A 23,674-nucleotide genomic window follows, 5' to 3' on the forward strand; every position below is an offset into this window, starting at 1 on the left:
AGAAACACTATCATGTCAGACATCGAATTAAACGATAAAAAAATTCAGATTCTTAATGTAGCTGAAAAGTTATTTTCTGAGAAAGGATTTGAGGGTACATCGATACGGGATATTTCCAAAGAAGCAAAAATTAACATTGCTATGGTCTCGTATTACTTTGGCTCAAAAGAAAGGCTGCTGGAAGCTTTGATTTTCTACAAAACTGTTGATTTAAAACTACAACTCGAAAATTTATTGAACGAAAATCTCGAACCGCTTGAAAAAGTCAATAAATTAATCGAAATTTACGTGAACAGAATTTGCCTTAACAAAGGCATTTACAGAGTTTTACATTTTGAACTTTACAATAAAAAAAGAGAAAAAAGCCTAAAAGCATTTACCGAATTAAAAAAAGGAAATTTAAAATCTGTTGAAAGCATTATTAAACAGGGACAGGATTTGGGTGTTTTTAGAAAGGATATTGTTATTCCGCTTATAACACCAACCATTATCGGAACCTTTTTTCACTTTCACATGAATCGCTCTTTCTTCGAAGAATTACTGGATTTAAAAACAGAAGAAATGTTTAACAATTACATTAAAAACGATCTTACAAAGCACATTCAACAAACTATAAAAGCGCTACTTGTTTATGAAAATTAGTCAATTAATGCTCTTTGGAGTTTTCTTTATAGGAATATCTTCAATAGAAGCACAAGAAAAAACAAGTTTAACCTTAGATGAGGCCGTGAAAATGGCCTGGGAAAAGAGTAACGAAGTTACGCTTGCCAACACCAAGGTAAACTCAAAAAAATACGAATTACAAACGGTTAAGAATAATCAATACCCGGATTTAAAAATTTCTGGTCAATATCAGCGTCTTACAAAAGCTTCTATCGACATGCACAATGAAGGTGAAAATGCAGCCAGTCTGGCTTCTCCCGATCGTGCAATGCTTGGAATGGCTAACCTGAGCCTGCCTCTTTTTGCGGGATTCAAAATTCAAAGCAGTATTGACGCATATGAAAGTTTATATGAAGCAGAAAGTGTTAATGCGGCCAAAACAAAAGAAGATGTTGCTTTAAGAGTAATTACTTATTACACTGCTTTGTATAAAGCACAAAAGACTTTGGATGTTTTAAATGAAAATCAAAAAAGCGCAAAACAGCGTGTTACTGATTTTATCGAATTGGAAAAAAACGGAATTATCCCAAGAAATGATTTATTGAAAGCGCAATTATTAGTTTCAAAAACACAATTATCTATTGATGAAGCTAATAATAATATCAATAACATTAATTTTTATTTAACGACATTACTTAAATTAGACCCGTCTGTTAAAATTCAGGTTAATGAAGATGATTTCTTTAACTTAAAAACAACCAATGCGCCAACATCTGATGCTTTGGCTCTGGAAAACAGAAAAGATCTGGAAGTGATTCGGTTACAGCAAAAAGCTTCAGAAGCTAATGTCAGAATAGCAAAAGCAGGATATTATCCAACTCTTTCTTTGCTTGGAGGTTATACCGCTTTAGATCTTAAAGACATTATTACGGTAAAATATGCTATGAATTTTGGTTTAGGTTTATCTTATGATTTATCAGGAATCTTAAAAAACAGCGCACATGTAAAAGAAGCAGAAAGCAGAGCGCTTGAAGTAAAAAATACAGAAGCAATTATGACGGATCGTATTAAAGTTGAAGTTCAAAAATCTATTGAAGATTATGACTTAGCGATTAATCAGAGTGTAGTTTACGAAGAGGCATTTCAGCAGGCAACTGAGAACTACAGGCTTGTAAAAGATAAATTCGACAACGGTCTTGCTGATACCAATGATTTGGTTGAAGCTGATGTTGAACAGCTAAGTGCCAAAATTAATACCGCTGTTGCAAAAGCAGCAATCATTCAAAAATACTACGAATTACTTTCAGTATCAGGACAATTATCACAATCATTCAATCTTTCTAAAATATAATCGATAGCTCTCATGGAAAAGAAAAAGACAAATAAAAAATTCATCATCATACTTGCAGTTCTGATTTTAGGAGGCGGAACTTACGGAATCTCTAAATACCTGCACTCTCAGGCTCACGAAGAAACAGATGATGCTCAAATTGAGAAAAAAATGAACCCAATTATACCTAGAGTATCAGGATATATAAGTAAGGTTTACGTGAAAGATAATGACTATGTAAAAAAAGGGGACACTTTATTTACTATTGATAAAAGAGATTATCAGTTAAAAATTGATGAAGCAAATGCTGCATTATTAGGAGCAGAAGGGCAGTACGAAGCAGCAAAAGCTGATATTGGAAGTGCAAACGCTAGTATTTCTGTTTCTGACGCTCAAATGAGATCTGCAACGGGTTCTATCGAAAGTGCAAAAATCAGGTTGAGACAATTGACAAACGATTTTAACCGTTACAACAATTTATACAAAACACATACTATTACAAAACAGCAATTTGAGCAGGCTCAGGCCGCTAAAGATGAAGCTGAAAACCAAGTACGTGTTTTAGAGCAACAGCAAAAAGCAAGTTCTTATCAAAAATCTGTTATTCAGTCAAAATCTAAAGTTTCTGATAAACAAACAGAAGTTGCTGCAGCAAACATCAAAAAAGCAAAAACAATGCTAGATGTTGCGCATTTAAATTTAAGTTATACAGTGGTTACGGCAGCTATTGATGGTCAGGTTTCTAAAGTAGATATTCAGCCGGGACAATTAGTTCAGCCAGGACAATCTTTATTTTATATTATTAATAACAACGAAGCATGGGTTGTAGCTAACTTTAAAGAAACACAATTAAATAAAATGGTTGTAGGACAAAAAGTAAGCTTAAAAGTAGATGCTTATCCAAAATATGAATTTAAAGGTACTGTAACTTCATTTTCTCCAGCTACAGGATCTCGTTTTTCATTATTACCTCCTGACAATGCTACAGGAAACTTTGTAAAAACAATTCAGAGATTACCGGTAAAAATTAGTTTAGATGAATCAAACGATCCTGAAAAAGTAAAACTTTTAAGACCAGGAATGAATGTTGATGTAGACGTACATTTAAAATAAATAAATGGCAGCAGCAATACAAGGAGACGACGATTTAGTAGAATACGGTTACCGACGCGTTATTATTACAATTACGGCAGTACTTTGTGCATTGCTTGAAATTGTAGATACTACGATTGTAAACGTAGCTCTAACAGACATGCGCGGAAGTCTTGGTGCTACCTTGACCGATGTGGCATGGGTTATTACAGCATACGCAATTGCGAATGTTATTGTAATCCCGATGACGAGCTGGTTATCACAGCAGTTTGGAAGACGTAATTATTTTGTGGCATCTATTATAATATTTACGGTCTGTTCCTTTTTGTGTGGTAATGCCACCAACATTTGGGAACTTGTAGCCTTTCGATTCGTACAAGGTATGGGTGGAGGAGCGTTACTTGTAACAGCCCAAACGATTATTACGGAAAGTTATCCCGTGGCAAAACGCGGAATGGCACAGGCAATTTACGGAATGGGTGTAATTGTGGGGCCAACTCTTGGACCGCCTTTAGGAGGTTATTTAGTAGATAATTATTCCTGGCCTTATATTTTTTATATCAATATTCCACTGGGAATTATTGCTACAATTCTGGCTCTGAGCTTTGTTAGAAGTCCGAAATACGGAGAGAAATTAAAAGCCAATCAGGTTGACTGGTGGGGAATTATTTTATTGAGTACTTTTATTGGTTCTTTACAGTTTGTTCTGGAACACGGACAACAGGATGACTGGTTTAATGATTCACTTATTGTAACTTTGAGTGTCGTTACCGTTTTAGGATTAGTACTATTTATCTGGCGGGAACTTACTTATAAGCATCCAATTGTAAATTTGAGTGTTTTAAAAGACGGAAATTTAAGAATTGGAACCATAATGTGTTTTATTTTGGGTTTCGGATTGTATGGTTCGACATTAATTATTCCAATTTATACGCAGTCGATTTTAGGATGGACAGCAACTGATGCCGGTTTATTATTAATTCCGGGATCTATTACAACGGCAATCATGATGCCGTTTGTTGGAAACATGATTCAGAAAGGCGTGCCTCAGGGTTATATGGTTGGAGTAGGATTTTTAATTTTCTTCTTCTTTACTTTTATGATGTACAGCCGTATGACGCCAGACACTGGTGTAGAACATATGTATTGGCCTTTAATTTTAAGAGGAATTGGTTTAGGATTACTTTTCGTTCCTATTACAACACTTTCTCTTTCCACTTTAAAAGGAAAACAAATTGGTGAAGGAGCTGCATTTACCGGAATGATGCGTCAATTAGGGGGATCTTTTGGTATTGCGATTATTACAACTTTCATCACACGTTTCAGCCAGTCACACAGAGTAGATTTAATTAACAATTTAGATCCGGCCAAATTTGATGTTCAGCAGCGACTCGCAGGAATGCAGCACGCATTTATGGCAAAAGGATATAGTGCCGATGTTGCTTTGAAAAAAGCATATCAGGCCATAGATTATTCAGTAATGAAGCAAAGTACCGTAATGGCTTATATGGATATTTTCCTTTATCTCGGAATTATGTTTTTATGCTGCATACCGATTATTCTCTTTATTAAAAAAGGGAAGAACAAAATTAGTGCAGCCGACGCAATGCACTAATAATAATAATTTTATAATACGCAGAAACGCCGAATTCTTAATTGAATTCGGCGTTGTTTTTATGATCGATTATTAATCCTTTGCATAAATCTGCAGGGATTAAAATCCCTGCCTACAATATGGATCGAGTCTACGACTCTTTCAGAAAAACTTAGAATCTTAGCAACTAAAAAACTATCTTGTAAAAACCAAATGATTTCCTTTCGAAAGATTAGCATCAAAATGATATCCTTCGTAATTAAATCCTTTTAGGTCATCAATCGTTTCGGCATTTGTATCAATGATATAACGAACCATCATTCCCCTCGCCTTTTTTGCAAAGAAACTGATCATTTTTAATTTACCATCTTTATAATCTTTAAAATCAGGAGTAATTACAGGAACTTTTAAAGCTTTTACATCTACCGCAGAAAAATATTCATTACTGGCTAAATTCACAAATAATTCTCCTTTTTTCAATTCTTTGTTCAACGCTTTTGTTACAACAGGTTTCCAAAATTCATGAAGATTTTTATATTCGCCAACAGGAAGTTTTGTTCCCATTTCTAAACGATAAGCCTGCATTAAATCCAGCGGCTTTAAAAGACCATAAAGTCCTGATAAAATTCGGAGTTTATCTTGTAAAGCGTCCAGTTTTTCTAAAGGAATCGAATAAGCATCTAAACCTGTATAAACATCTCCATCGAAAGTATAAACTGCCGGACGCGCATTTTTTACTGTAAATGGTGTTTTCCAGTCCTGATTACGCTTCCAGTTTAAGTCGGCAAGTTTATCTGAAATAGACATTAAATCTGATAATTCTGCAGGTTTCTTTGGTTTTAAAATTTTATGAACCTGACGTGCTTCTTTTAAAAATGAAGGTTCTGTATGTTCAGCAGTTGGTAATTCTTTTTCGAAATTTAGAGATTTCGCAGGCGATATAACAATTTTCATTTGTGCATTTTTAAGTGATTCAAAAATACAAATTGAAATTTTAAAAATATTATAATGCAATTGATTTGTTTGATGGCTGTATAGATTTGTTTTTTGCCGCGAATTGCACGAATTTCACTAATTTCTTTGCCACAGATTAAATGATTTTCACAGATTTTAATCCTTTTTAATCCTTTAATCTGTGGCAAAAAACACTTAATCTTTAGCAAAAGAAAAAAATTCGAGAAATTCGTGCAATTCGTAGCAAACCTTTTTTCTATTTCATAAAAATCAACATCAAAAACTATTAAATTCTTCAAAAAAGTGTTCAATACATTATATTAAGGATTTTCTATGTTGTAAATTTGCAGTCGTTCATTCTCCTCAGGAATGAACATTATTTAAAATTAGTGAATTCGTGGCTATACAAACAAACTACAAAACTGCTTTACAAAACAAAATCTTCGAAATCATTTCGAAAGCTTCTCAGGAATTAAATGTAGACTCTTATGTCATAGGAGGATTTGTTCGTGATTTACTTTTAAACAGAGGTTCTAAAAAAGACATTGATGTTGTGGCAGTTGGAAGCGGAATCGAATTGGCGCTTAAAGTTTCTGATTTACTTCCAAACAAACCAAAAGTGCAGGTTTTTAAAAATTACGGAACAGCAATGCTTCGTTTTGAAGATACTGATATTGAATTTGTTGGAGCCCGAAAAGAATCTTATAATCGCGACAGCAGAAACCCAATTGTAGAAAACGGAACACTTCAGGATGACCAGAATCGTCGTGATTTTACGATCAATGCTTTGGCTTTATCTTTAAATAAAAACAGTTTTGGAGATCTATTAGATCCATTTGACGGTCTAACCGATTTAGAAAATAAAACAATCAAAACGCCATTGGATCCGGATATTACCTATTCTGATGATCCTTTACGTATGCTGCGCGCTATACGTTTTGCTACTCAATTAAATTTTGAAATTGAAGAAAACTCTTTGAATGCGATTACCAAAAATGCAGATCGTATCAAAATTATTTCCGGCGAAAGAATTGTAGACGAATTAAACAAAATTCTGTCTACTCCTAAACCGTCAACAGGATTTTTACTTTTATACAAAACCGGACTTTTAGATTTAATTTTACCTGAATTAACCGCTTTAAATCAGGTAGAAGAAATTGAAGGTCATACTCATAAAAACAATTTCTACCACACACTGGAAGTTGTAGATAACATTTGCCCAAACACAGATGATGTATGGCTTCGCTGGGCAGCTTTATTGCATGATATTGGAAAAGCGCCAACAAAACGTTTCAACAAAAAACAAGGATGGACTTTTCACGGACATGAATTTTTAGGCGGAAAAATGGCGAAGAAAATCTTCGAACGTCTGCACATGCCATTGAATCAAAAAATGAAATTTGTGCAAAAGATGGTCGTTATGAGTTCACGTCCAATTGTTTTGGCTGAGGATATTGTAACTGACAGCGCTGTTCGCCGTTTGGTTTTTGATGCCGGCGAAGATGTTGAGAGCCTAATGACTTTATGTGCTGCAGATATTACAACAAAAAATCCGGCGAAATTCAAGAAATATCACAAAAACTTCGAGCTTGTTCGCAAGAAAATTATAGAAGTCGAAGAACGCGATCATGTTCGTAATTTTCAGCCACCAATTTCTGGTGAAGAAATTATGGAAATGTTCGATTTGAAACCTTCGCGAGAAATTGGAGTTTTAAAAGAAGCCGTAAAAGAAGCTATTTTAGAAGGCGATATTCCGAATGAATATCAGGCTGCTTATGATTTTGTGATTAAGAGAGCTGCGAAGTTAAATTTAACTCTAAAGAAATAATGGATATTTTAGGCGGAATTTTTATATCTATATTATTGTTAATAATTATTTATCCAAATTTTATTTTTTTTAAAGGATTAAGAAAGACTGGGGAAAAACATTACAAACACAAATTATTTTACTTTTTAATATCAATAATTCTTCCTTCTTGTGTAATTTTTCTTGTTGCAGCGATCTCAACAAGTCCTGCCCTAATTGAAATGTCAGGATTAAAAACTGATATGAAAGATTACACTTCTAGAATCATATTTGGAAGTTTAATATTTCCTCCATGCATTTTAATCAATATATATACCTCAAAATTCTATTTAGGAAGAATTTCTAAAAATCAAAATAAAGATAAAAACGAAATCGAATTAATCGGAAAAGAATGAAAAAAGAAAATAAATCAGTAATCATTTGGTTACTATCGGGTTGTGTTTTATTATTTTTAATGGTTGTCGTGGGCGGCATTACACGTTTAACCAATTCAGGGTTATCCATGACCGACTGGCATTTGGTAACCGATACTTTCCCTCCATTAACAGAGGCCAAATGGCAGGCCGCTTTTGATGAATATAAAAAGTTCCCTGAATATCAAAAAATCAATATTCACAATGATTTTCAGTTAGCAGATTATAAGTTTATTTATTTCTGGGAATGGTTTCACCGTTTCATTGGCCGCATTATTGGTTTGGTGTTTTTTGTGCCTTTTGTTTATTTCTTAATCAGAAAAAAATTAGATACGCCAACTATAAAAAAATGCACTGTACTATTAGCAATGGGAGCTTTTCAGGGTTTTCTTGGATGGTTTATGGTTCGAAGCGGATTAATTGACAATCCGGATGTGAGTCATTTCAGGCTTTCTCTTCACCTTACTTTTGCCTTCATTACTTTTGCTTATACACTTTGGGTGGCACTCGATTTGATTTATCCTGAAAGAAATATCAATAAAATTTTACCGCTGCGCAAAATTGCAAGATATGCGTTAGCAGCTTTATTGATTCAAATTATTTATGGCGGATTTGTGGCGGGATTAAACGCCGGATTAATTCATAATCACTGGCCTTTAATGAGCGATGGTGAATTTATTCACGAATCGGTTTTTATTGAGCAGTCTGGTTTAATTAAAAATTTAACCGAAGGAAAAAGCGGTGTTCAGTTTATACACAGAACTTTTGCTTATGTCGTTGTAGCGGCAATTCTTTTCCTTTTCTTTAAAAGTAAAAAATATACGCTTACAAGAACGCAGGCAAACGGAATCAACACTTTGGTCGTTTTTGTTTTTATACAGTTTGTACTTGGAGTTTTCACTTTATTGTACAGCGTTCCTTTAGCTTTAGGATTAATTCACCAGATTATGGCTTTTTTCCTTTTGAGCGCTATGACGTATACGCTGCATAGATTAAGCAAATAAAAATCAAAGATTTAAAAATAACAAGAGCCGAAAAATTTTCGGCTCTTGTTATTTTAATTTTATTGATAAAAATTGCATTTCGTTAACCGGATTAAAATCCGGCCCTACAATATGGATCAAGCCCATGGCTCTTTTTATTCAAATTGTAGAGTTCCGAAGAAACGGTTTATATTGCAGAGACGGATTTCAATCCGTCAGAAATAAATGAGAATCCCACAAGATTTATGTTCCGTAGGAACATTTGATATAATCCTTTAAACAAATTTACCCAAGCCAGCTTTTAAAATCCTGCACTTTTTCACGGCTTACAATAACCTCATCTTCTTTGTAGGTTGGTAAAATTACTTTTAAACGAGAATTGGTATAAACCTGAATTTCCTTAATTGCCTGAAGCGGTACAATAAATTTTCTGCTTACGCGAAAGAAATCCTTTTTGTCTAATTCTTGTTCCAGAATCTCTAAAGTTGAGTCTATCAAATAGTTTCTGTTGTCGTATGTATGAATGTAAGTCCCTTTATTTTCACTAAAAAAACATTCGATTTCCTCGGTAGTAATTACTTTTAAATGCTGCCCGATTTTAACCGTAAATCTCTTTTTATAAGTCTTCTCAAAAGGATTTGACAGCATTTGGCGAATCTGCTCAAAGTCAAGCTGCAGGTTTGAAGATTCAGAAGTTGTCTTTGGAATGCGGGACCTGAATTTAGAAACTGCAGTTTCCAGATCATCTTCGTCAATAGGTTTTAAAAGATAATCGATACTATTTAATTTAAAAGCTTTTAAGGCATATTCATCGTAAGCAGTCGTAAATATAATAGCACTTTTAATAGCTACTTTCTCAAAAATTTCAAACGATAAACCATCTGATAATTGAATATCCAGAAAGATTAAATCCGGATGCTGATTGTTTGTAAACCATTCAACTGATTCTTCAACGGAGTGAAGCATCGTTTCTACCGTAACATCTAACTTTTCAAGCTTTCTTTGCAGCAGCCTGGCAGCTGGTTTTTCGTCTTCTATAATTAATGTGATCATTTATTATAATGTGGTATTTAGAAAAAATAGTATTTCAAAGTTACTCCCATTTATTTGTATTTGCGGCTTCTTTCTCCATATATTTTTGGATTTTCTTCTGCTCCCAGTTATCACTAAAAAATAGATCGCGGCCAAAAACAGACATAGCGTGTGCTGCTAAACCTATTCCCCAGAAAAATGCCGTCGAGTATGTCTCCCAGTCCATTAGTCCGCTTTCGTGAATATTAGCACCAAAAATATTTCGGTTCAGGTTCGCAATAATAATGATAATGTTTACAATTATGTAAACTCTCAAATGTGAATAAAATCCTTTTAACCTTTTTACTTTTCTATATGCATTATTATAGCTTTCATCTGTGCTGAATTCGTTTGCATATTCTTCGTACATGCGTCTTCTAAAACGTCCCATAATATTATTTTTATTTTATTATTTCCACTTGTTTTTACTGTCTTTTTCTTTTTCCATAAATTCCCTGATTTTTCTTTCTTCCCAGTCTTTTCCTAAAACCGGAAATACTTCAAAAACCTTTAATCCATGAAAAACAACTCCAATTCCCCACCACATTAAAGGCCAGAAAAACCATAAATATTTTGGAGAAGTGTATAGATTAATGAAAATTAAAATTGCATTTACTAATATATAAGCAGCCAAATTTCCATAAAATCCTTTAATCTTTTCTACTTTCTTTTTTGCTAAAAAGTATTTATCGTCCTCATTAAAATTCATTTCCATGATTACTCCCATTTTTGTGTTTTATTTTTCTTTTCTAAAAGACTTCTCAATTTCTTTTCTTCCCATTCCTGTCCAAATATTTTGAAAGAAACAAACATATCAATTGCAGATCCAACATAAACTGCAGTCCAGATAATTACCACAACGCCATTTAAAAATTGTAATGGAAGAGCATGTAAAGGCAGTTCTGTATACTCTTTCAGGAAATAAAGAATCATCGCGACAGCATAAAGAAAAGTATGTTTGTAAAATGATTTTAGTTTTACAACTTTCTTACTTGCAAGCTGTTTTAACTCTTCGTTTTCAAAATTATCAGAATTTGTTTCCATATTATTTCCAGTTTTTTTGATTTTGTTCTTTCTCTAAAATCTCCCTGATTTTTCTTTCTTCCCATTTTTTATTAAAGAAAGGAGGAAGATTAAAAGCTTTTAATCCGTGTAAAACGATTGGAATTCCCCATCCCATAAGCGACCAGATACACCATAAATATCCTGGCGAAGTCATCATATTTACCACAATTACAATAGGATTTACAAGTATATAAACTGTTAAATGCTCATAAAAACTTCTAATTTCTTTTACTCTTTTTTGAGCATGGTAATATCTTTCTCCTTCAAAGTAATTATTTTCCATAATTATTGCCAGGTTTTTTGATTATTCTCCTTTTCTAAAATTTCCCTGATTTTTCTTTCTTCCCAATCAGAGCTGTATCCAAAGACTTTAAAAGCATGCATTGCTACCCCAAATCCCCAGCCTAAAGCTGAAAACCAAAACCATTGAAATCCTGGTGAAAATTTTAAATTGATGAAAACTAAAAATGGAATCACACATAAGTATGAAATTATATTCCCGTAAAATCCTTTTAATTCTTCAACTCTTTTTTTAGCTCTGTAATATGCTTTTGCTTCGTCGTTATATTCTGTACTTATGTCCATAACAGTGATTTGTTTTGTTAAAATTGGAATCTTAACCGAGAAATTTTTCTCATCTTGTTCGATCAGCACTTTTCTGTCGGTTATAATTCCGTAACGATTTACAATATTCTGCAGTCCAACACCTTGCCTGTCCTGCAGAACTTCTTTTTTCTGAAGATCATTTTGAATAACCAAATAATGTTTATCAATAAAAATTCTGATATGTAATGGTTTTTGTTCGCTTACCACATTATGCTTTACCGTGTTTTCGAGTAAAAGCTGTAAGGAAAGCGGCACTACTTTAGCATCCGGATTAATATTGGCCGTTGGCAGTTCATAAAACAGACTATTCTCGAAACGCATTTTGAGCAGGTTCATGTACGTTTTTGCAAAAGACAATTCGTCTTCGACAGAAACCAGTTCCTTGTCTTTTTGTTCCAAAACATATCTGTAAATTTTAGACAAAGAAGTCGTAAATCGCTGTGCATTATCCGGATTTTCTTCAATTAATGAACTAAGAACGTTTAAGCTGTTAAAAAGAAAATGCGGGTCGATCTGATTTTTTAAACTTTCGAATTTGGCATTTGCCGTTCCCGCAATAATCTTTTGCTGTATAACTTTATTTTCCTGATATAGTTTATAAAAATGTAATGCGTGAAATATCAGTAAAACAATAAAAGTAAGGACCGAAGATTCTATATAATTTGCCGGATCTTCGTTTGCCAAAAAACTTAATAAAGGGCGTTTTTCTATAACAACCTGCGTAAAAATACGCAGTACAAAAATGACAAAAAGCGAAATAAAAAATGAACTTACAAACCCTATAAAAATTCTTTTGGCAGAAAACCTGTTTGCTCCTTCAAAAACCTTATCTAAGTACACAAATAGAGAAGCATTTACCACGTACAAAACAACGCTGTACAACATGCAGTACAAAAAATAGATGTACAAATCTTTGGTAAAAACTGCAGTTCCAAATGATGCAAAGCGAATCAGGAAGGAGAATAAAAATACTACTCCGCCAATTAAAAACGCTTTTAATAGATTTGGTTTTAAGTTCATTCTTTTATTTTTTTATTAAATTATTTACAAGTTTTCTGGATTTCCAAAGCTCTGTCTAATCCCCATTTTGGAGAAAAAGGAGTTTCTGGTTTAAAAGTAGCAAAAAGTTCAATAGATTTATCAACCTGTGCACAAAGCGGTTTTGTGTCAACTCCTGTCCATTTTGCTCCTCCTAACTGATAATCAGCTTCTCCAAAAACAGCTCTTGGATTGTTTGGGTCAATTGCTTTGGCTTTTGCGTAAGCTTCCATTACTTTACCAGAATATTTCATTCCGTTTGTCATTGGATCGGCTACCACATAACCTGTGTAAATTAAAGCCTGTAAAACATAAAGCTCTGCATTATTCTGATCTTTAATAAATTCTACATCCAATGCGTCCTGAGCTTTAGTAAGCATAAGGTCGATTTTTGTTTTGTCTTTTTCAGTAAAAACTGCCGTTGTATTCATAAGAGCAATATAATAGTTTGGCAGATAACTTGTTTTATCAGCAGCGGCAATTCTTTCAAATAATGCTGCAGCTTCTGTATTTTTTCCTTCTTTCCATAGTGCGAAAGCTTTAGTCATTCCTTGTTCAAATTGTGTTTGAGCTGAACTGATTACTACTACAAATAATGCGATTAAAGTGATGATTTTTTTCATTTTACAAGTAATTAAATGGTTGTTTTATTGTTTGTTAGTTACTATTTATAATATAATTTTAATTTTCGAATCTTTGTCTATAACAAATTTAGCATCTTTATAAGAAGGAGGTCCCATAAATCCTTTAGCATTATTTGAGGCTGCATAATCTTCAGAAGGGATTCCCATCATATTTTTGTCCAGCATTCCATTATTATTTTCGTCATGATAAGTTGAAATTGCATATTCTCCAGCCGGAAGATTTTCAAATGTTACTGCAGCTTCATTATTTTTAATTTCAGATGTAAGGCTTTTGTATGACGTTTTAAGAAATGTACCATCTGAATTGTACAAACCTACTCTAACAATTCCTGTATTGTTTTTTAAACCGGAAACAGTAACCGTTAATTTTACATTTTGAGCAGACATTAAGCTGCAGATAAATAACGTGATTATGGTAATAATTTTGGTCATGGCTTTGTTTTTTTTAAAGATTTTAAGTGACTGATTGACTAAGGTTTTAAATTTTTTTATTGATGATTAAAACTCTGTTTGTTAATTTATACTTCAAAAGTATGTCAGATTTTATGGTTTAAAAATTAAATAATACCGAGTTGTTGATTTTGGTTACTGAATTGTTTTTTTTGAGGTTCTGAGGTTCTAAGGTGCTAAGGTTCTAAGGTATTATCTAAAAAGTTGCCAAGAGAAAAACTCAGAACCTTAGCACCTTAGAACCTCAGAACCTTTTAAAGATTCTTCAACTGATTTTCATTTTTATCCTGGCTGATGGTCCAGAAGAAACCTACGAAGAAAAATCTGTCTGCTGTTGGGGTAATAGCCTGTCTGTTATATACTCCGTTTGGATCTGGTAATTTTGCATAATCGTATCCAAAAATATTTTGCGTTCCTAAAATGTTTGAAACTGAGAAATAAAGGATTTTTTGTGTTGTTAATAAATATGCCCAGTTAAAACTCAGACTATTGTAGGATTTTGTTTTTCCATTCATGAATTGCGTTTGATTTGGATCGTTGTACGGACGACCTGAACTGTAACTATTTGTAAATCCGATTTGTGATTTCCAGTCTGTAATGAAATATTTAGTTACAACAGATAATGTATGATTTGCTATAAAACTTGGCGTTGTCATGGTTGGAAAATTTTTATACTGTCTTTCAGAATCGATATAAGAATATGAAATCCAGTATTCTAAATTTTTATACAAATTGCTGTCTCTCCAAAATAAATCCAGTCCTTTTGCATAACCTGAACCGTTATTATTGAATACCGAATTGTACTGAATATCCCTTGTATTGTATTGTACTAAATTGCTGTAATCCTTGTAGTAAGCTTCTGCCCTAAAAGTTTGTCCAGGCTGTGTAAACTGATAATTCAGGATATAATGTTTTGCTTTTTCACTTTCAAACTGATGGTATTTTGAATACTTAATATAATCAACAACAGGAGTTTGAGAAAAATCTCCGTAAGCAAATGAAAACTGGCTGCTTTTTGAAACTTTATATGCCAATGAAGCTCTTGGTGCAATATTATTTTCGTTTAATAAACTGTTGTTAGAATATCTCAAACCCACTTTCATTGCCAGTTTTTTAGAAAAAAGAATATCTCCTTCGGCGTAAGCTGCAAAAATATTAGAGTCGTATCCGTTTGCAACATCTATAGAAACATTGTCGTTAAAATCTTCGTTGAATTTTGTAATGAAATAATCTGTTCCAAAAGAAACTTTGAAATAGTTTGAAATTTTCTTTCCAAGTTTTAATTTCAACTGTGCCGCATTTTCATCTGTATTGATATCACTAATATCGTATTTTGTTTTGTTTTTGCTGTAACCATAACTAATTCCAGTAGTTAGCTGCCATCCGGTTCCAAAAGTTCCTTTATAGGAAGAGTTAAGATAAAAGTTATTGTTATTTAAATCTGTTCTTACAGGATTTGCGAAGTTGATATTTTTCTGGTTCAGATCGAATCTTTCAGAATCAAAAGCGGCATACAATTTAAAGATTCCGTTTGTAAAATTATATCGGTAAACGGTTTCACCTCCAAGAGACTGATAAGGACTATTCCAGTCTACATTTTGAGGAATCACAGCCTGATAAGGCGCTAAATTAATGTAAGCCATATTTACGCTCAACGAACTTTTTTTCCATTTTTGAGTATTTCCCAAACTCAGTCCAACTGTCATTAAACCGATATCTGTTTTATTATGATCCGGCTCATCTTGAGTATTTAAAAGTAAAACACTTGACAAAGCTTCACCATATTCCGCAGAATAACCTCCTGTAGAAAAAGCAATTCCGCTGAATAAAAATGGAGAAAAACGGCTTCTTGTTGGTAAATTATTAGTGGTTGCCCCATAAGGCTGTGCAACGCGAATTCCGTCTACAAAAGTCTGCGTTTCGCTGGCTTCACCTCCGCGTACAAATAAACGGCCGTCTTCACCTACACTTTGTGTTCCCGGCAAAGTCTGCAGAGCGGCAATAATATTTCCGGCAGAACCCGCTGTTGTAACAATATCTAAAGGTTTTAAAACTGAAACCCTTGCTTTGTCTCCAGATTCTAAAGTTCCGGCTGTAATAACAACGGCATCAAGGGCATTTACATTTTCTCTTAGTTTTACCGTTTGATCTTTAAAATTGGTAACATCAATTTCTTTTTTGAAAGTTTCGAAAAGCAAAAAGCTTACTACTAAAAACTGATTTCCTGTTGAAGAAGTTTCAAAGGAGAAATCTCCTGTTTCAGAACTTGTTGCTCCGTCATAAGTACCATCTATATAAATATTGGCACCTGCTACCGGTTTTCCTTTTTGATCTAAAACTTTTCCTGAAATAACGTTTTGTGCAAAAGTGAATGCTGTCAAAAGTAAAAAGCTAATTGTAATAAGTAATTTGGTTTTCATATCATTTTGATTTTTGATACAGCAAATGTATTTTAACATTTCCTGTTAAAAAATATATAATAACCCAATTGTAGAATTTTAAGGATGAGTTGTAAATTTCTAATTTGTATCTTAGCTGTAGTGTTTTTAAAAACTATTAACTATGTCAGAAAGTAAAAGAGTTTCGAATTTGTATCAATCCATTTATAATGGAAATCCGTGGCTTGAAGTTACCTTAGCAGATACTTTAAAAGATGTAACTGCAGCTCAGGCTTATAAAAAAATTAATCCTAATTTAAACACGATTTGGGAAATTGTCAATCACCTCATTCAATGGAGAAGAAACATATTAAAACGTGTTCAGGGAGAAATAATCACAACTCCCGATCATAATTATTTTGTACCGATTTTAGATTCATCTGAACCAGCCTGGGAACAATCACTGCAAAGTCTGGCAAAATCTCAGGAATTATGGAATGATTGTCTGAGTAATTTTAATGATGCGGATTTTGAGAAAATAGATCAAAATAATAATCATAATTTTTATGAAGATATTCACGGAATTATTCAGCATGATGTTTATCATTTGGGTCAGATTGTTATTTTGAAAAAACTACTTTAATTACGCTGCTGCAGCTTTGCAGAAAACTGCAAAAATCCATTAAAGATTTCCAGGGATGAAAATGCAATACCTTATATGAAAACAGAAAAAGAAAAAATGATCAGCGGTGAATACTATAATGCTTTTGACCCCGAATTAGTAAAAGGCCGCCGGACAGCAAAAAATCTTCTGCACAGCTTAAATGTAAAAGAATACAGAGTTACAAAAAAAGCAAAAGAAATTTTAAAAGAATTAATTCCCAATGCAGGTGAAGGTTTTTACATCGAACCGCCTTTTCACTGCGATTATGGTTATAATATTATTGCCGGACAAAATGTTTATTTTAATGTAAACTGCGTTGTTTTGGATTGTGCCCCGGTCAATATCGGATCGAATGTTTTTATTGCGCCAAATGTTCAGATCTATACTGCATCGCACCCGCTTGATGCCGAATTAAGAAAATCGCTTGAAAATGCTTATCCGGTTACAATTGGAGATGACTGCTGGATTGGCGGAAACTCTGTAATCTGTCCGGGCGTTACAATTGGAAAAGGCTGCGTTATTGGAGCCGGATCTGTCGTAACAAAAGATATTCCTGATAATTCATTAGCTGTTGGAAATCCTGCAAAAGTAATTAGAAAACTAAATCAAGAACCTGAATCAAAATCCTAATGCTTACCTTAAATAAAGTCCATCATATTGCCATTTTATGCTCTGATTATCAAAAATCTAAATCTTTCTACACTGAAATTTTAGGATTGACAATTATTCGTGAAATCTATCGCGAAGAACGCCAGTCGTATAAATTAGATTTGGCTTTAAACGGAATTTATGTTATCGAATTATTTTCATTTCCAGATCCGCCAAAAAGACCTTCAAGACCAGAAGCGGTCGGTTTACGCCATTTGGCATTTGAAGTAATTAATTTAAACGAAACCGTTGCTTTTTTAACTTCCAGAAATATAGAATCAGAACCCATTCGAATTGACGAAACAACTCAGAAACGTTTTACTTTTATTGCAGATCCTGATTTACTGCCGATAGAGTTTTATGAAAGGTAACTGTATGAATAAATAGAAAATATTTAATCTCGCAAAATCGCAGAGCCGCAAAGTTTTTAAATTTTCTTGCAGCTCTGCTACTTTCCGAGATTTTCTACATCGCATATCCATAAAAAACGCACTGCAAGAATTTTCCTGTTTTTATGAGTTTTAACACATTAAAATCATTACTTCCTATAAAAAACCGATTTTGATTCCTAATTTTGTAATCCGCATTAAAATGCGATTCAAATTTCCTTCTGATGAACAAAACGGCGCAAATCAAAAAAAATCATCAATTTATTAAATTCCGAAAATTAGTTATTGTTTCTATTTTAATTGGCTTTCTTTCTGCTTTCCTCGGAATTTCTCTAAAAAAAATAACCGAATATTACGAAGCAATTTTCTTTCATGAGGTTTCGGTTAATCCGGTATTCTATATCATTTTTCCGGTTTTTGGCTTATCTGTAATTTATTTTCTAAGACAATATCTCTTTAAGAAAAAAGAAAATAAAGGAATCAAAGAGGTCTTTGAAAGTACCAAAACCACAAAAAATCTTCCTTCATACAAAATTCCATCACACTTTATAAACGGTTTGCTTACTGTTGTCTTTGGAGGCTCAACCGGAATCGAAGTTTCGACCGTTGTTGCGACTGCCACAATTGGATCTGTTGCACATGAAAAAGAAAATGTATTCCGTCAGTACAAAACAGAATTAATTTGTGCCGGAGTCGCTGCCGGAGTTACAGCACTTTTCAGCAGTCCCGCTGCCGGAATTTTATTTGCTTTCGAAGTTATTTCAAGAAGAGTTACACGCGCTTTTATTATTTCAAATTGTATTGCCGTTTTAATTGCTTTTGGTTTGCTTTCTATTTTAAAAGAAGAGCCTTTATTTGCTGTTTCGATCACAACCTGGCATTTAAAAGCAATTCCGTATTTTATTCTTTTGGGAATTTTAGCCGGAATGAATTCGGTTTACCTTACGAAATGTGTTTTGTTTTTCAAATCACAATTCGGAAAAATAAATGCCCATTATTATAAAATCCTCATTGGTTCTGCAGTATTAAGTATTTCATTGTTCATTTTTCCTCAATTGTACGGAGAAGGATATCATGCTATAAAAACTATTTTTGGAAACTCAGGAGAAATTCCTCTCACTATAACTTTAGCCTTAACATTTATCGGGATTTTGATTCTGAAACCTGTTGTAACATCTGTCACATTAGCTTCAGGAGGCGACGGCGGTGTTTTTGCTCCAAGCTTATTTATCGGAGCTTTTTTAGGATTGTTACTGGCTTCTGTTTTAAATACGTTTTTCCATGTTCATGTAATTCCGGTTAACTTTATGATCATCGGGATGGCTGCTGTTTTAAGTGCCAGTATTCATGCACCGTTTACGGCAATCTTTTTAGTCTGCGGATTAACAAACGATTATACTTTGTTTCTGCCAATTCTGGGAGTTTGCCTGATTTCAAAATATACTGCCAAAACAATTTATCCTTATACTGTATACAGTTATTCGCCAAGCTTAATCAAATAAATTATGCCCATTCAAAAAATAAAAAAAAGCTATCGCAAAACACGTTATATTCTTTATAAAGAAACTTTAATCGATTATAAAGAGCATTTTTGGTCCTTTTTAGGCTCTTTTGTTGGAATTGGAATTTTAGCCTATGTACAATCGATACACTTTTCAGGAAATGATGCTGTGTATTTAATTGGTTCGTTTGGAGCTTCCAGTGTTTTAGTTTATGGCATCATTCAAAGTCCTTTTTCCCAGCCTCGAAATTTAGTTGGGGGACATGTAATCTCGGCCCTTGTGGGTGTTACAGTCAACAAAATTGTGCCGGACATTATGTATATAGCCGCTCCATTGGCTGTTTCTATTGCAATAATTTTAATGCAGATTACAAAAACACTTCATCCGCCCGGTGGCGCGACATCACTAATTGCTGTTATTGGTACAGAAAAAGTAAAAGCGCTTGGTTATATGTATGTACTTTCTCCCGTTTTAAGCGGAGTCCTTATTTTACTTTTAACCGCTTTGATTTTTAATAATATGACTTCCGGCAGAAGTTATCCAAGCCACAGCACGTATCACAAACATTATCATAAGCTTAGAAAAAGACTTTCAGGAAAATAATTTATATCAAAATTTCTTGCAGGAATACTTATTACACTCAGGAAAAAATCCAAAATAAAATCTTTTCAACAAATCACGATTCCTGATTCGTATTTCGTTTTTTATATTTTACCTTTGACCTCTCAATAAAAACAAAGATTATGGTTTATAAATTTAGAGTAATTCTAGACGCCGAAGAAGATATTTTTAGAGATATTGCTATTCTTGAAGATGATACGCTTGAAGATTTACACAATGCAATCTTCAATGCTTTTGGTTTTGACGGATCAGAAGTTGCTTCATTTTATACTTGTGATGAAACCTGGAATCAGGAAGATGAAATTCCTCTTTTTGATACCGGCGATGTTCCGGGAGAACAAAGAACCATGAACGATTATCCGTTATCTAGTATTTTAGATAAAGAAAATACCAAGATTATCTACGTTTATGATTTCATCAGCATGTGGACATTCTTAGTAGAATTGGCTGCGATCGAAGAGGAAGCTGTAGGCGCGACTTATCCTGAAACTTTATTTTCTCACGGAGAAATGCCAGACGAAGCAACCGAAAAAAGCTTTGAAGCCGATGATATGCACAACGACATCTACGGAGAATTTGAAGATGATCTTGATGAAGATGATCTTGACATGTTCGAAGGAGACGACAGCTTCGAAGATTATGGGTTTGAGGAAAATTGGAACTAACGTTAAGCTGCTAAGATACTTAGATTCTAAGATTCTGAGTTTTTTACTTTGAAGGATTTTTCTTATTTTTAAATTCAATTTAAAAATAATCGAATGAGTCATTTTAGAAGAATTTTGGTATGGCAAAAATCAATCGCCTTAGTTACCAAAATTTACAGCACAACAAGAGCTTTTCCAAAAGAAGAAACTTTTGGATTAACTTCACAAATACGTAGAAGTTCAGTATCAATTTCAAGCAATATTGCAGAAGGATCTGGAAGAGAAAGTGCTAAAGATTTTTTACGCTTTTTATACATCTCTCTCGGTTCTGTATTTGAAATGCAGACTCAGCTCGAAATTGCAAAAAACATAATTTACATAAACGAAGAAGAATTTAACAACTTATATGAGGATAGTCGTGAGATTGAAAGAATGCTCGTATCATTAATTAATAAAATTAAGGCCAGCAGCTCAACTTAGAATCTCAGAAACTTAGAATCTCAGAAACTCAAAAATATGATAAACCTATTCAACACCCACATCGAGACGCTTGCGATACACCGCGTAGGGAATAAAAGTCGTAATGAAGCGATCTTTTTATCAGAACAGCCATTTAATCTTAATGATGAAATTGTGCCTTTGATCAAAGAATACTTTTTTAAGCCTTTTAGAGAGAAAGAAGAAAACTATTATCAGTTTGCACACGAAGTGGACTTGGATTACAATGATATGTTTAAATATGCAACGGAGATTTTTGCGAATCCTGCAAGTACTCAGGAAGTTTCAAAAAAAATCACAAAGCATTTATATGAGCAGTCTAATCATCCGCACATTAAAAACGGAGAGGTTTATGTAACGTATTTAACAAACTTAAGCATTGATAATAATGTAGTTGACGCAATTGGGATTTTTAAAAGCGAATTGCAGTCAGACTTTTTACAGTTTGAAGAAAAAGACAGCAACCTTGAAATGATTTTACAGCAGGGAATTAACCTGAGTAAACTGGATAAAGGATGCCTGATTTTTAATTATAAAAAAGAAGAAGGATACAAAATCCTGACTGTAGACAGTAACCGTTATGACGCACGCTACTGGTTAGAGCACTTTTTATCGGTTGATGCTTTTGAAGACGAAAACTTCATCACTAAAAAATATTTAAAATTCTGTCAAAACTTCGCAAAAGATGTTGTTTTACCAGCAGAAGACAAGAAAGAAGAAGTAATGTTTATGAACAGATCTGTGAATTATTTCGCTAAAAATGATCAGTTTGAAGAGCAGAATTTCCTAAATGAAGTATTAGACAATCCGGACTTAATTCCTGAATTCAAAAATTATAAAGTTGATAAAGGAGAAAAATACAGCATCGAAGATGTAACCTCATTCCCAATTGCCAATGCAGCAGTTTCTGATGCCAGAAAATCGATTAAAAACGTAATTAACCTGGATACGCACATTCAGATTAAAATGGATTTTATTAATCCTGAAAGCGCAGAAAAATTTGTTGAAAAAGGGTGGGATGAAGAAAAACAAATGTATTACTACTTAGTTTACTTCAACAAAGAAGAAAAAAGCTAAGAAGTTTTCATTTTCTATTACTTACTTAAAACAAAAAATGGCAGTTGCAAAATGTAACTGCCATTTTTTATTTGAGGTACTGCTTGTTTATAAAACAGAAAATACTGTTTTTACAATATCATCATAAACTTGTTTATCTCTTTCGCCGGTGCGGGCCAAAACCCTGATTCCGGAATAATTATTAAAGATGAATCGGGCCAAAACTCTCGCATCTTGCTGTTTAGAAATATTTCCTTGCTCCTGCCCTTTTTTAACTGCATTTGTAAAAACTTCTTCCATTGTCTGGCTGTTGTTTTTTACAATTTTTGCAATTTCTTCATCGTGCAATGCCAGTTCGACAGAAGAATTGACCATAAAACAGCCTTTTGTAATCCGGTCTTCCAGACTTTCTAGAACTGCCTGCTTAAAAATATTGTGCAATGTTTCCTTGACATTTTCAGATTTTTCCAAAAGTTCTTTTACAATATCCTGCGACTGCTTTTGATAGCGCTGCAAGGATTTAGAAAATAACTGTTGTTTGTCTCCAAAAGTATCATACAAACTCGAACGGCTTAAACCTAAATAGTTAACTAAATCCTGAGCCGATGTACCGTTATAACCTTTGTGCCAAAAAATTTCAATTGCTTTATCTAAAGCCTGATCTTCATTAAATTCTTTCGTTCTTGCCATGACTTCAAAATTAAATTTCCTTACAAATATAAGAATAAAACGGAACAATCGTTCCTGAATTAATCAAAAAATTATACTACTGCATTTACGGTAAGTCCGCCGTCAACTACAATTTCAGTTCCGGTGATAAATGATGAATCGTCTGAAGCCAGAAAAGCAACTGTTTTTGCAATTTCAGAAGATTGAGCAAAACGTTTCAATAAAATTTTTTCGCCAAGAACTGCTCCAAAGCCTTCAACTTCTTCTTTTTGCAAACCTAATTTCCCGTAAAGCGGAGTTTCAACAGGACCAGGAGAAACAGCATTTACCCTGATTTTTCTTGGAGCCAATTCTACGGCAAACACTTTATTAAAGGATAAAACAGCTGCTTTACTTGCTGCATAAACACTAGAATTTGGCATTCCAAGCTGTGCATTTACTGATGTATTAAAAATAATAGATGCCCCGTCATTTAAAATTGGCAACAATTTCTGAACTGAAAAATAAACCCCTTTTGTGTTTACATTCATAATTGTATCGTAATGGTCTTCGGGTGCAAGTTCAACCGGAGCAAAAGAAGCAACTCCTGCATTTAAAAACAGAATATCAACTTTTCCGAATTTTGCTTTTACCTCAGCCGCCAAATTATCAATTGATTTCAAATCTGACTGGTCTGCAGCGATTCCGGTAACATTTAATTCTGTTTCGGCTTTTGCCAAAGCTTCTTTATTTCTACCTGTTACAATTACTTTTGCACCCAATGATGCTAATTCTGCAGCAGCTGCATACCCAATTCCGCTATTTCCACCTGTTACAATAGCTACTTTGTTTTCTAAATTTTTCATTTTATTTATTATTTAAATTATTGATTATTCAATTATTACGGTACAAAGATATAATAACGGAACGATCGTTCCGTTATTTATTTTGTTAAAATTTCGTTAAAATTTCCTGA

The 23,674-nt window shown here is 33.5% G+C and carries 27 protein-coding genes; 15 read left to right on the forward strand and 12 right to left on the reverse strand.

The genetic code is table 11. From position 1 onward, the window contains the following. Nucleotides 1-12: 12 nt before the first annotated feature. Genes ASE21_RS02470 through ASE21_RS02485 form a run of 4 tightly spaced genes read left to right on the forward strand, consistent with a single transcriptional unit; the run spans nucleotide 13 to nucleotide 4,640 of the window. Nucleotides 13-642 (forward strand): TetR family transcriptional regulator, encoded by a 630-nt coding sequence (locus tag ASE21_RS02470; RefSeq protein ID WP_057120977.1) that lies wholly within the window; start codon nucleotides 13-15, stop codon nucleotides 640-642. After that, nucleotides 632-1,954 carry a TolC family protein gene (locus tag ASE21_RS02475; protein ID WP_057120978.1) on the forward strand — a complete coding sequence of 441 codons (1,323 nt, stop codon included), beginning with the start codon at nucleotides 632-634 and terminating at the stop codon, nucleotides 1,952-1,954. The genes ASE21_RS02470 and ASE21_RS02475 overlap by 11 nt, the downstream gene beginning before the upstream one ends. A 12-nt stretch (nucleotides 1,955-1,966) precedes the next feature. Beyond that, nucleotides 1,967-3,046, forward strand: coding sequence for an HlyD family secretion protein (locus ASE21_RS02480; RefSeq protein WP_057120979.1), 1,080 nt, complete (start codon nucleotides 1,967-1,969; stop codon nucleotides 3,044-3,046). Between the two features lie 4 nt (nucleotides 3,047-3,050). Next, nucleotides 3,051-4,640 carry an MDR family MFS transporter gene (locus ASE21_RS02485; RefSeq protein WP_057120980.1) on the forward strand — a complete coding sequence of 530 codons (1,590 nt, stop codon included), beginning with the start codon at nucleotides 3,051-3,053 and terminating at the stop codon, nucleotides 4,638-4,640. A 174-nt stretch (nucleotides 4,641-4,814) separates the two neighbouring features. On the opposite strand, the gene yaaA is transcribed toward ASE21_RS02485, so the two are convergent. Next, on the reverse strand, nucleotides 4,815-5,573 hold the full coding sequence (gene yaaA / locus ASE21_RS02490) for a peroxide stress protein YaaA (RefSeq protein WP_057120981.1): 759 nt from the start codon (nucleotides 5,571-5,573) through the stop codon (nucleotides 4,815-4,817). 397 nt (nucleotides 5,574-5,970) lie between these two features. On the opposite strand from yaaA, the gene ASE21_RS02500 reads away from it, so the two are divergent. The 3 genes from ASE21_RS02500 to ASE21_RS02510 are packed head-to-tail and all read left to right on the forward strand — an operon-like array spanning nucleotide 5,971 to nucleotide 8,797. Then, on the forward strand, nucleotides 5,971-7,401 hold the full coding sequence (locus tag ASE21_RS02500) for a CCA tRNA nucleotidyltransferase (protein ID WP_057120983.1): 1,431 nt from the start codon (nucleotides 5,971-5,973) through the stop codon (nucleotides 7,399-7,401). Beyond that, nucleotides 7,401-7,775, forward strand: a complete 375-nt coding sequence (locus ASE21_RS02505; RefSeq protein WP_057120984.1) for a hypothetical protein — start codon at nucleotides 7,401-7,403, stop codon at nucleotides 7,773-7,775. Before ASE21_RS02500 ends, ASE21_RS02505 begins: the two co-directional genes overlap by 1 nt. Then, the gene (locus ASE21_RS02510) at nucleotides 7,772-8,797 is read left to right on the forward strand and encodes a COX15/CtaA family protein (protein WP_057120985.1); all 1,026 of its coding nucleotides are present in this window, start codon (nucleotides 7,772-7,774) and stop codon (nucleotides 8,795-8,797) included. Before ASE21_RS02505 ends, ASE21_RS02510 begins: the two co-directional genes overlap by 4 nt. Before the next feature lie 264 nt (nucleotides 8,798-9,061). Here the strand turns inward: ASE21_RS02510 and ASE21_RS02515 are convergent, their stop codons facing one another. From ASE21_RS02515 to ASE21_RS02555, 9 genes are all read right to left on the reverse strand, one after another. Continuing rightward, nucleotides 9,062-9,829 (reverse strand): LytR/AlgR family response regulator transcription factor, encoded by a 768-nt coding sequence (locus tag ASE21_RS02515; RefSeq protein WP_057120986.1) that lies wholly within the window; start codon nucleotides 9,827-9,829, stop codon nucleotides 9,062-9,064. Between the two features lie 40 nt (nucleotides 9,830-9,869). Continuing rightward, a complete protein-coding gene (locus ASE21_RS02520; RefSeq protein ID WP_057120987.1) occupies nucleotides 9,870-10,238 on the reverse strand; it encodes a 2TM domain-containing protein in 369 nt (122 codons plus the stop codon). Nucleotides 10,239-10,256: 18 nt separating this feature from the next. Then, entirely contained in the window at nucleotides 10,257-10,562 is a 306-nt protein-coding gene (locus ASE21_RS02525; protein ID WP_242410207.1) for a 2TM domain-containing protein, read from the reverse strand. A 2-nt stretch (nucleotides 10,563-10,564) separates the two neighbouring features. Then, a complete protein-coding gene (locus ASE21_RS02530) occupies nucleotides 10,565-10,891 on the reverse strand; it encodes a 2TM domain-containing protein (RefSeq protein ID WP_057120989.1) in 327 nt (108 codons plus the stop codon). A gap of 1 nt (nucleotide 10,892) precedes the next feature. Continuing rightward, on the reverse strand, nucleotides 10,893-11,195 hold the full coding sequence (locus ASE21_RS02535; RefSeq protein WP_057120990.1) for a 2TM domain-containing protein: 303 nt from the start codon (nucleotides 11,193-11,195) through the stop codon (nucleotides 10,893-10,895). A gap of 2 nt (nucleotides 11,196-11,197) precedes the next feature. After that, the gene (locus ASE21_RS02540; RefSeq protein WP_057120991.1) at nucleotides 11,198-12,538 is read right to left on the reverse strand and encodes a histidine kinase; all 1,341 of its coding nucleotides are present in this window, start codon (nucleotides 12,536-12,538) and stop codon (nucleotides 11,198-11,200) included. Nucleotides 12,539-12,558: 20 nt separating this feature from the next. Next, entirely contained in the window at nucleotides 12,559-13,179 is a 621-nt protein-coding gene (locus ASE21_RS02545; protein WP_057120992.1) for a hypothetical protein, read from the reverse strand. Between the two features lie 45 nt (nucleotides 13,180-13,224). Next, on the reverse strand, nucleotides 13,225-13,632 hold the full coding sequence (locus ASE21_RS02550) for a DUF2141 domain-containing protein (RefSeq protein ID WP_082603431.1): 408 nt from the start codon (nucleotides 13,630-13,632) through the stop codon (nucleotides 13,225-13,227). A 272-nt stretch (nucleotides 13,633-13,904) separates the two neighbouring features. Beyond that, nucleotides 13,905-16,070 (reverse strand): TonB-dependent receptor, encoded by a 2,166-nt coding sequence (locus ASE21_RS02555; protein ID WP_057120994.1) that lies wholly within the window; start codon nucleotides 16,068-16,070, stop codon nucleotides 13,905-13,907. A gap of 142 nt (nucleotides 16,071-16,212) precedes the next feature. Between ASE21_RS02555 and ASE21_RS02560 the strand changes: the two genes are divergently transcribed. From ASE21_RS02560 to ASE21_RS02595, 8 genes are all read left to right on the forward strand, one after another. After that, the gene (locus ASE21_RS02560; RefSeq protein ID WP_057120995.1) at nucleotides 16,213-16,671 is read left to right on the forward strand and encodes a DinB family protein; all 459 of its coding nucleotides are present in this window, start codon (nucleotides 16,213-16,215) and stop codon (nucleotides 16,669-16,671) included. Between the two features lie 75 nt (nucleotides 16,672-16,746). Next, nucleotides 16,747-17,322 (forward strand): sugar O-acetyltransferase, encoded by a 576-nt coding sequence (locus ASE21_RS02565; RefSeq protein ID WP_057120996.1) that lies wholly within the window; start codon nucleotides 16,747-16,749, stop codon nucleotides 17,320-17,322. Beyond that, a complete protein-coding gene (locus ASE21_RS02570) occupies nucleotides 17,322-17,711 on the forward strand; it encodes a VOC family protein (RefSeq protein WP_057120997.1) in 390 nt (129 codons plus the stop codon). The genes ASE21_RS02565 and ASE21_RS02570 overlap by 1 nt, the downstream gene beginning before the upstream one ends. A gap of 242 nt (nucleotides 17,712-17,953) precedes the next feature. Further along, entirely contained in the window at nucleotides 17,954-19,231 is a 1,278-nt protein-coding gene (locus ASE21_RS02575) for a chloride channel protein (RefSeq protein ID WP_057120998.1), read from the forward strand. A 3-nt stretch (nucleotides 19,232-19,234) separates the two neighbouring features. Then, on the forward strand, nucleotides 19,235-19,834 hold the full coding sequence (locus ASE21_RS02580) for an HPP family protein (RefSeq protein ID WP_057120999.1): 600 nt from the start codon (nucleotides 19,235-19,237) through the stop codon (nucleotides 19,832-19,834). A 140-nt stretch (nucleotides 19,835-19,974) separates the two neighbouring features. Beyond that, nucleotides 19,975-20,517, forward strand: a complete 543-nt coding sequence (locus tag ASE21_RS02585) for an IS1096 element passenger TnpR family protein (protein WP_057121000.1) — start codon at nucleotides 19,975-19,977, stop codon at nucleotides 20,515-20,517. A 93-nt stretch (nucleotides 20,518-20,610) separates the two neighbouring features. Continuing rightward, nucleotides 20,611-20,976, forward strand: coding sequence for a four helix bundle protein (locus ASE21_RS02590; protein ID WP_057121001.1), 366 nt, complete (start codon nucleotides 20,611-20,613; stop codon nucleotides 20,974-20,976). 36 nt (nucleotides 20,977-21,012) lie between these two features. Continuing rightward, nucleotides 21,013-22,071 carry a nucleoid-associated protein gene (locus ASE21_RS02595; protein ID WP_057121002.1) on the forward strand — a complete coding sequence of 353 codons (1,059 nt, stop codon included), beginning with the start codon at nucleotides 21,013-21,015 and terminating at the stop codon, nucleotides 22,069-22,071. An 87-nt stretch (nucleotides 22,072-22,158) separates the two neighbouring features. On the opposite strand, the gene ASE21_RS02600 is transcribed toward ASE21_RS02595, so the two are convergent. Both ASE21_RS02600 and ASE21_RS02605 read right to left on the reverse strand, forming a co-directional pair. Continuing rightward, nucleotides 22,159-22,740 carry a TetR/AcrR family transcriptional regulator gene (locus ASE21_RS02600; RefSeq protein ID WP_057121003.1) on the reverse strand — a complete coding sequence of 194 codons (582 nt, stop codon included), beginning with the start codon at nucleotides 22,738-22,740 and terminating at the stop codon, nucleotides 22,159-22,161. A gap of 71 nt (nucleotides 22,741-22,811) precedes the next feature. Beyond that, a complete protein-coding gene (locus tag ASE21_RS02605; RefSeq protein WP_057121004.1) occupies nucleotides 22,812-23,564 on the reverse strand; it encodes an SDR family oxidoreductase in 753 nt (250 codons plus the stop codon). Nucleotides 23,565-23,674: the final 110 nt, after the last annotated feature.

The organism is Flavobacterium sp. Root901, assembly GCF_001429765.1.
GTDB lineage: Bacteria > Bacteroidota > Bacteroidia > Flavobacteriales > Flavobacteriaceae > Flavobacterium.

What these genes read in the sequence shown, in the direction of transcription:
- ASE21_RS02470 (WP_057120977.1), top strand. Translation starts at nt 13, where the DNA reads ATGTCAGACATCGAATTAAACGATAAAAAAATTCAGATTCTTAATGTA.
- ASE21_RS02475 (WP_057120978.1), top strand. Translation starts at nt 632, where the DNA reads ATGAAAATTAGTCAATTAATGCTCTTTGGAGTTTTCTTTATAGGAATA.
- ASE21_RS02480 (WP_057120979.1), top strand. Translation starts at nt 1,967, where the DNA reads ATGGAAAAGAAAAAGACAAATAAAAAATTCATCATCATACTTGCAGTT.
- ASE21_RS02485 (WP_057120980.1), top strand. Translation starts at nt 3,051, where the DNA reads ATGGCAGCAGCAATACAAGGAGACGACGATTTAGTAGAATACGGTTAC.
- yaaA (WP_057120981.1), bottom strand. Translation starts at nt 5,573, where the DNA reads ATGAAAATTGTTATATCGCCTGCGAAATCTCTAAATTTCGAAAAAGAA.
- ASE21_RS02505 (WP_057120984.1), top strand. Translation starts at nt 7,401, where the DNA reads ATGGATATTTTAGGCGGAATTTTTATATCTATATTATTGTTAATAATT.
- ASE21_RS02510 (WP_057120985.1), top strand. Translation starts at nt 7,772, where the DNA reads ATGAAAAAAGAAAATAAATCAGTAATCATTTGGTTACTATCGGGTTGT.
- ASE21_RS02515 (WP_057120986.1), bottom strand. Translation starts at nt 9,829, where the DNA reads ATGATCACATTAATTATAGAAGACGAAAAACCAGCTGCCAGGCTGCTG.
- ASE21_RS02520 (WP_057120987.1), bottom strand. Translation starts at nt 10,238, where the DNA reads ATGGGACGTTTTAGAAGACGCATGTACGAAGAATATGCAAACGAATTC.
- ASE21_RS02525 (WP_242410207.1), bottom strand. Translation starts at nt 10,562, where the DNA reads ATGGAAATGAATTTTAATGAGGACGATAAATACTTTTTAGCAAAAAAG.
- ASE21_RS02530 (WP_057120989.1), bottom strand. Translation starts at nt 10,891, where the DNA reads ATGGAAACAAATTCTGATAATTTTGAAAACGAAGAGTTAAAACAGCTT.
- ASE21_RS02535 (WP_057120990.1), bottom strand. Translation starts at nt 11,195, where the DNA reads ATGGAAAATAATTACTTTGAAGGAGAAAGATATTACCATGCTCAAAAA.
- ASE21_RS02540 (WP_057120991.1), bottom strand. Translation starts at nt 12,538, where the DNA reads ATGAACTTAAAACCAAATCTATTAAAAGCGTTTTTAATTGGCGGAGTA.
- ASE21_RS02545 (WP_057120992.1), bottom strand. Translation starts at nt 13,179, where the DNA reads ATGAAAAAAATCATCACTTTAATCGCATTATTTGTAGTAGTAATCAGT.
- ASE21_RS02550 (WP_082603431.1), bottom strand. Translation starts at nt 13,632, where the DNA reads ATGACCAAAATTATTACCATAATCACGTTATTTATCTGCAGCTTAATG.
- ASE21_RS02555 (WP_057120994.1), bottom strand. Translation starts at nt 16,070, where the DNA reads ATGAAAACCAAATTACTTATTACAATTAGCTTTTTACTTTTGACAGCA.
- ASE21_RS02560 (WP_057120995.1), top strand. Translation starts at nt 16,213, where the DNA reads ATGTCAGAAAGTAAAAGAGTTTCGAATTTGTATCAATCCATTTATAAT.
- ASE21_RS02565 (WP_057120996.1), top strand. Translation starts at nt 16,747, where the DNA reads ATGAAAACAGAAAAAGAAAAAATGATCAGCGGTGAATACTATAATGCT.
- ASE21_RS02570 (WP_057120997.1), top strand. Translation starts at nt 17,322, where the DNA reads ATGCTTACCTTAAATAAAGTCCATCATATTGCCATTTTATGCTCTGAT.
- ASE21_RS02575 (WP_057120998.1), top strand. Translation starts at nt 17,954, where the DNA reads ATGAACAAAACGGCGCAAATCAAAAAAAATCATCAATTTATTAAATTC.
- ASE21_RS02580 (WP_057120999.1), top strand. Translation starts at nt 19,235, where the DNA reads ATGCCCATTCAAAAAATAAAAAAAAGCTATCGCAAAACACGTTATATT.
- ASE21_RS02585 (WP_057121000.1), top strand. Translation starts at nt 19,975, where the DNA reads ATGGTTTATAAATTTAGAGTAATTCTAGACGCCGAAGAAGATATTTTT.
- ASE21_RS02590 (WP_057121001.1), top strand. Translation starts at nt 20,611, where the DNA reads ATGAGTCATTTTAGAAGAATTTTGGTATGGCAAAAATCAATCGCCTTA.
- ASE21_RS02595 (WP_057121002.1), top strand. Translation starts at nt 21,013, where the DNA reads ATGATAAACCTATTCAACACCCACATCGAGACGCTTGCGATACACCGC.
- ASE21_RS02600 (WP_057121003.1), bottom strand. Translation starts at nt 22,740, where the DNA reads ATGGCAAGAACGAAAGAATTTAATGAAGATCAGGCTTTAGATAAAGCA.
- ASE21_RS02605 (WP_057121004.1), bottom strand. Translation starts at nt 23,564, where the DNA reads ATGAAAAATTTAGAAAACAAAGTAGCTATTGTAACAGGTGGAAATAGC.